The organism is Gimesia sp., assembly GCF_040219335.1.
Lineage (GTDB): Bacteria > Planctomycetota > Planctomycetia > Planctomycetales > Planctomycetaceae > Gimesia.
This window is the reverse complement of sequence record NZ_JAVJSQ010000016.1, coordinates 1-6,291: the sequence shown is the minus strand read 5'-3', so window position 1 is coordinate 6,291 and position 6,291 is coordinate 1. Positions and strand designations below refer to the sequence as shown.

The following is a 6,291-nucleotide window of genomic DNA, read 5'->3' as shown; positions in this document are numbered from 1 at the left end:
TGAGGTGAGATTCCTCATCAGACCTCGGAAGAGCATTTTTGTCACCAGTAATCTGGTGGTCTACAAAAAACAGGAAGACGGCGTAAATATTCTTTCTGGTGAGAACGAACTTAAGAGCGGAGTTACTAGCCGCCGGTAATTGATCAAACAACCAACCCACCAACCAGCAACAGAACCCATTCCCCTCACAACCCAGAGGTGGTCCCGGATAAAATCCGGGATTGCCGCAGGCAACAAGAGGTCCCAGCGCAACCACACAATCCCCACTCATCTCCCCAACCCCAACCGTAGGGCGCGGACCCACGTGTCCGCCCGCCGCGCGACCCACAATCCCGGAACACTCCCCAACCGCACCAGACAAATCCCCACAAACAAATCCCCACACCTGACCAGACTGCACTTGATCCCCTCTCGCCGAACCGTATCCTCTTCGAAATCTGGCTCGCGCGCGAGGCACCTGATTGAGCACCGAAACACGCCGCACCAGTGACACCTCAACACCGGAATCGCCGCCCATGTTCACCCGCTCCACACCTGTTTCTGCAGCACCAGTTCGAAAAATCGAGCTTAACAGTCGGCCACAGCCAGACAGATTCAGGACACAGCGGGACAAATTCCGGGATAGACCAGGACAAAATCCGGCCACATCGGGACAAAATTTTGTCTTGACCCCCACGTCCCCATCGCCACAATCAAACCGCAAGCCACACACCAGACAACAGACAAACCAGCCCTCCATAACCAACTCCCATTCCATCAAAAATGTAAGTTGCGAACCCACCTGTCCGCCCACCGCGCAGCACACAACCCAGGCAAACGCACAAGGGCAAACATCACCAGTAGCCGCTGCTCTACCGTCTCCCCGCTACTCAGCAACAGGCACAACACAAAAGACATCAGCCGCAGGGCCTTAGCCCCGGTTAAAACGTCTCAGGCAGAAACACGTCGCCTACCCAGACACGACCAGCCCCCTGGTTCTCAGAAAAAACAAGAACCAGCGCACGCAACCAGAAATCATACCGATCGGCACAGAGCAGGGAAGGGGGGATCGTGAAAGCACTATCGCATTTCGCAGTGCAATTGAAACGCAGGATCAAACGTTCCATGAACCGGCTGTTGTTTACAGTCAGCTGATTATTTTAGCAGTATAATTCTCGATGTGATTGAGGCAGTCATCTTTTTGTTCTTGCCCACCGAAATTGATTCCATCGATAAACAGGGGATCGAAAAATAATAACTGGCCAGAGCTGAGAACAAATTCCAATGCGCGAAATTTTTCACGGTCGCCCTCATTATCGAAGTAGACAATGATTTTTGAGATCACATTCTCGGCCTGGGGGGCTTTCAATAAAAAGTTTCCCATGGAACTTCTGCACCATGTCAGTTCTTCTTCCATTTCGATGGTCACTTCAATCGTTTCCACAAATCGGACAAGTAGCGCGATCGTAGTAGTTTCATCAAGCGCCAGTTGAAGCATTCGCTCACCGATGATGAGATAGACACGACTCAGCATGGGAGCGAACTCCGCAGGATCATCCGGGTCAAAGTATCCTGCCAGTACGATGTCTTCTCATTTCAGACTGACTAAAGATTTCAAGATGTCTATCATGGGAGTACTTCCAGCAATAACTTGAACCCGAGTTCGCTTCCCCTACCTGAACTAAGATCCGTAACGCATCCATCGCCGAATCAAGTCAACATAGTCTCACGAGACGCCCCAGGTTCAGCAACCAGCAACTGCTCCACTCTAAATTCCAGCGTCGTGAATCCACAACCAGCCCACATTAACCAACTCCCATGCCCAGAAAATGTAGGGTGCGGACCCATGTGTCCGCCCGCCGCGCAGCACACAACCCAGGCAAACGCACCAGGGCAAACATGACAAGTAGCCGCTGCTCTACCGCCTCCCCGATACTCAGCAACACGGACAACACAAAAGACATTAGCCGCAGGGCCTTAGCCCCGGTTAAAACGTCTCAGGCAGAAACGCGTCGCCTACCCAGACACGACCGGCCCCCCGGTTCTCAGAAAAACCACGCACCAGCGCACGCAACCAGAAATAATATCGGTCGGCATAGAGCAGGGAAGGGAGATATAGAAAAGAGTAAAGCGCAATGAACCTAATTCACAAATCGAGCGGAATCCTAAATACAATTGTCATCAAGAGTATCTCAAGAACTATGCGCAAGCCCTGTTAAAGCTGGAAGCGAGAAACTTGAATTTTCAGGAGCCATCGGATTCATCAGTCCAAACATATAACCCATCAACTTCAGCTGCGAAATGTATTCTATCGGTGGGACGAACAACTAATTTCCCACGGTCCCCCCATTTTGTATCAGGGTTGTCAGCAGAAAGAATACAAATCCATTCAGTATCATTTAACACTTTAAATTGCACTCGTTTGAGAGTGTATTCTCCTAATTCAATGTCATCATTAATTGATAGTGCATAAATTCCGCCATTATTTATATGCTGAGAAAATTCATTGTGGGAAACTCCGTCATTTTCTTCTCCCACCGTTTCCAAATAAATATTTTCAAGTCTTTTCAGCCGAACATAATCTCCAACATTTAAAGTATCAGCCATCGAGTCACTGACAACTTCTCCAAAGTAATAATTAGCCTCATCAGTACAAGATAGTTCTAGATCAGGTATTCTTCCAGGACCTGCAGCAAGCTCTACAACTCCATCCTTTTTTAAATCATCTATAGCATTTTGATCTATTGAAATAGAATGAATCGAATTTCGTAGATTTTTTCTTGGCACTTTAAAAGTATCGTTGGATTCATACTCATCTGAAAACAGATCTTCTAAGTCATAATCTTCAGATTCAAGAGGTTCCTGTAGTTCTTCAGACGATGAATGAAGAACGAAATAATAAAAGGACTCCAGTTTATCATTGATGAAATCTTCAGGCAGGTCCAATACTTTTGACCGTGCGTTCCATGGTTTCTCCTTATCCCAACTTTCTCCAAAAATATCTTGTTCAAAATTGGGCTCATGAACTTTCAGAGAGACCGCCGTTCCTAATAGTCCTGCTATCTTAGTATTAATCGTTTCAGCAGCGGTGCCTGCAGATCCCTGAAGATTGCTATCGGAATCATGAACAACTCTGTAAGGAATCCCAAACGCATTAAGTACCTTTTGGAAGGCTGGAATTGTAGCTTTACCCCTACAATTAATGAGACTCACATCCTTTCGCGCCAGCAGATGTCTAGAAAAATCCAATCGATCAAGGCTTGAGAATTTCTCACCTAGTGCATCAATGCAGGCTATTTCACAATCACCTTCAACCAAGGTTGTCCTTTTAGTGAAAAATACTTCATTTGCACCTGAGTCAAAGTTTAAAATCATTCTCAATCTATCACGAGATTCAGCATCACCGGAGAATAAATCATTTCTTAACTGTTTATTAAGCACCTCTCCAGAGTCCTCATCTCTAGATATTATCGCAATCCCATCATGACGATCTGCTAAATCTAAAAATACAGGTGAGTGTGTTGTGCAAATTATTTGACAAAGCCCTTTTCTTGCTAGACTCAACAAAGTATCCCTCATTTTTCTGCACATATGAGGGTGCAAATAGATTTCAGGTTCCTCTATAAGCAGCAACAACGGTTTCTTATATCCTTGCTCACCTTCTTCAGTCTGATTAAAGAATTCATCTAAATCAATTAGTAGCTCAAGCAATGAGAGAATAACTGCCCTTTGAGCTCCGTGTCCTTGATGTTCAGGTTTGGTATGGACTGAGTTCTCTACACTCCATTTATCTCGAATCCATAATCGCGTATTTTTTGCTAAATCTGCCGTTACATCGGGAGGAGAAAAAGCAAGTTTTGCTTCGATATCGATCAATCTTTGTAATCTATAAGTAAGATTATCTTCTATTCTTGATACAAATTGATCCTTAGCATTTTCACCGAACAATTTTTCTACATTTTTCGCCGCGTCTTGAAATTCTGCCACTTCTTTCCTACTAGATAAAAAGCGATCAAAAAGATACTTCAGTATCTTGCTTGCAGTAGAAGTGGGTTTTGATGTTTCAACATCTTCCTTGGAGTCACGTATTGCTGGAATCAAAATAACCTCGGGCATGATAGAAAGTAGATTACTCTCACGACCAGTTGGATTCTCCCATTTGCATTCTTCAGTTTTTACAACCAATTCAGAGAATTCAGTTTTCGCAAATTCAAAGATTTCTAACCATCTTTCTTTGGTATACCTTGCGATTTTCCCTTGGTTACTCTCGAAAGCTTCAAATACTTCCTTCCAATTTTCATTTGACAGTAACTCGCTTTTAGTCACATACCCCTTTTCTTCATCAAAGTTCACACCGACCACATCATACACTGGCACCTTCACTAGGGTATCCGATGAACTAATCTCGTTATCGTCTGTATTCCACCTTCTCAAAATTTCGATTTTATCTTCATTAATGCATCTATTTATTATCCAATTATTCTTCTCATGTTCCTGAATATCATCGAATAACAATTCGATTTCCATAGGAGAATTTTTGAGGTCTCTATAAGGAAAATAATCATCTGTCGGTTTCGACAATTCCTTACCAGGACACGCTAATTGAATGGCTTGAAGGATAGATGATTTCCCTGCATTGTTTGATCCCACGAGAGATAAAAAATCTGCTGACCCAGGCCGCCCACCATCCTTCTTAGGGATGAAAAGTTCCACGTTGTTAAGCGACTTAAAATTCCTGATCTTAACCCCGGAGAGCCTCATAAGATTTACCTAACTATTTGAGCACAGAGACATATATTCACACCCAAGGAACCATGTGAACATTTTGCATTAGATTCGTCAATGATGAATCTAATTTTTTGATTTAAGGCTCGAATCAAGCAGATAAATGAATTCTAAAGTATCGCCCCCACTCCTAATCCCCGCTCACCCCCACAAACACATATTCCACCGGCGTCCCCTCCGCATACACCGCGCAGTAAACCGCCTGCCAGCGGGCGCAGTAGTCGTGCAGCGTTCCCGCCGTGACGGCGGTTTCCACATTGGCTTTCGTGGGCGCAGTGGTACCGAACAGGGTCTGCAGGTCCGCCTCGCTCAGCGGGGTCGCGGCACCCGGCTCCGGGGTGGGGGAGAGATGGTCGATGTCCAGCAGCGAATGCGTGCCGGCTTCCGCGCACTGTTCGAGTAATTCATCAATCGAGGCCGGCGGAGGCGTCTGCGATGGCTGGAGCGTCTCCCGGGCGGCGGTAGCGAAGCCGTGCTGCTCCATTTTGCCGAGCAGCTTCTCAACCGACCGCGTCTGCTGCTCGGCATCCTTCGTATCAAAGCCCATGCCGCCCAGCGCCTGGTCCAGGGCCTGACTGATCTTGAGCAGCTTCTGCAAATCCTGCGTCGGCGGCGCACTCTGATTCAACGTCGCATCGTCGAGCCCATCCAGCAGATCCCCCGGCAGGGAATAGTCGCGACGCTCAAACACCGCCTGCCGCAACTGCTGAAACGCACGCGCCACATCAGACTCATACGCACAATAAGCAACCCAGCCACTCGCCCCCATATTCGTCTCCCTTGCTTGCGTCGTCTAATCTCGAGCCACCACCGGGCCAACCCAGTCACATAAGTACACTTTCGCATCTGGAAACACAAGCCTGTTTCAACGAAGACGAACAAGAACCACGCAAGGCACAAACGACAAGCAAAGCACGGCACTGCTACTCAAACCTGCGATTCACCGGACTCAACAATTCCCGGGGAATCAGTGGCGGAATTGCTTCGGACGGAATTCCGTGTGCCCGCGCCAGATTGGCCATCCCCAACCCCCACACACAGAGTAGTTCATCGTCAGTGCTCACGAAGATACCGATCCCTTTCGACTGTTTCTGATGTCCCTGGACGATGCTCGCCAGTCCGTCATTCACGCCCGCTGTATCTCGACTGATCAGAGCCTGAAAGACAGCACCATACCCCAGGAAATCCGTCATTTTCGACTTATGACACTGATCCACGAATTTCGGAGTCCATTCCTGCATCTGCTCCTGATCGTGCAACACGAAGGCACGCAGAGTGTAACCGAGCGTATAATCAAACGGATGGTCATGTTCGCGCTCCAGTTCAGCGCGTCGGCCGAGATGTGCCGCCAACTGTTCGGCACGACTCAAATCACAGGCCGCCAGGGCATCGAACAACGATTTGTAACAGAGCATTGTCAGATAAGAACCGTCAATGGGCTCTCCTTTGTCCGAACGGGCGAACATCTCAATCCTGATTTTGACCGCTTCTGAAAGTTGAGACTGAAATGAAGCGATGTCGTGCTTC

5 protein-coding genes are annotated in these 6,291 nt (G+C 47.2%); all 5 read right to left on the bottom strand.

All coding sequences use genetic code 11. The features are described from left to right. Nucleotides 1-920: 920 nt before the first annotated feature. Nucleotides 921-1,106 carry a hypothetical protein gene (locus RID21_RS14555; RefSeq protein ID WP_350190005.1) on the bottom strand — a complete coding sequence of 62 codons (186 nt, stop codon included), beginning with the start codon at nt 1,104-1,106 and terminating at the stop codon, nt 921-923. Between the two features lie 20 nt (nt 1,107-1,126). Beyond that, complete coding sequence (locus RID21_RS14550; protein ID WP_350190003.1) at nt 1,127-1,513, bottom strand: hypothetical protein; 387 nt, start codon at nt 1,511-1,513, stop codon at nt 1,127-1,129. Between the two features lie 710 nt (nt 1,514-2,223). Continuing rightward, nucleotides 2,224-4,740, bottom strand: a complete 2,517-nt coding sequence (locus RID21_RS14545) for an AAA family ATPase (protein WP_350190001.1) — start codon at nt 4,738-4,740, stop codon at nt 2,224-2,226. A gap of 154 nt (nt 4,741-4,894) precedes the next feature. Continuing rightward, complete coding sequence (locus RID21_RS14540; RefSeq protein ID WP_350189999.1) at nt 4,895-5,488, bottom strand: hypothetical protein; 594 nt, start codon at nt 5,486-5,488, stop codon at nt 4,895-4,897. A gap of 199 nt (nt 5,489-5,687) precedes the next feature. After that, the coding region (locus RID21_RS14535; RefSeq protein WP_350189997.1) for a hypothetical protein at nt 5,688-6,291 on the bottom strand (604 nt) is incomplete at its 5' end.

What these genes read in the sequence shown, in the direction of transcription:
- RID21_RS14555 (WP_350190005.1), bottom strand. Translation starts at nt 1,106, where the DNA reads ATGGAACGTTTGATCCTGCGTTTCAATTGCACTGCGAAATGCGATAGT.
- RID21_RS14545 (WP_350190001.1), bottom strand. Translation starts at nt 4,740, where the DNA reads ATGAGGCTCTCCGGGGTTAAGATCAGGAATTTTAAGTCGCTTAACAAC.
- RID21_RS14550 (WP_350190003.1), bottom strand. Translation starts at nt 1,513, where the DNA reads ATGCTGAGTCGTGTCTATCTCATCATCGGTGAGCGAATGCTTCAACTG.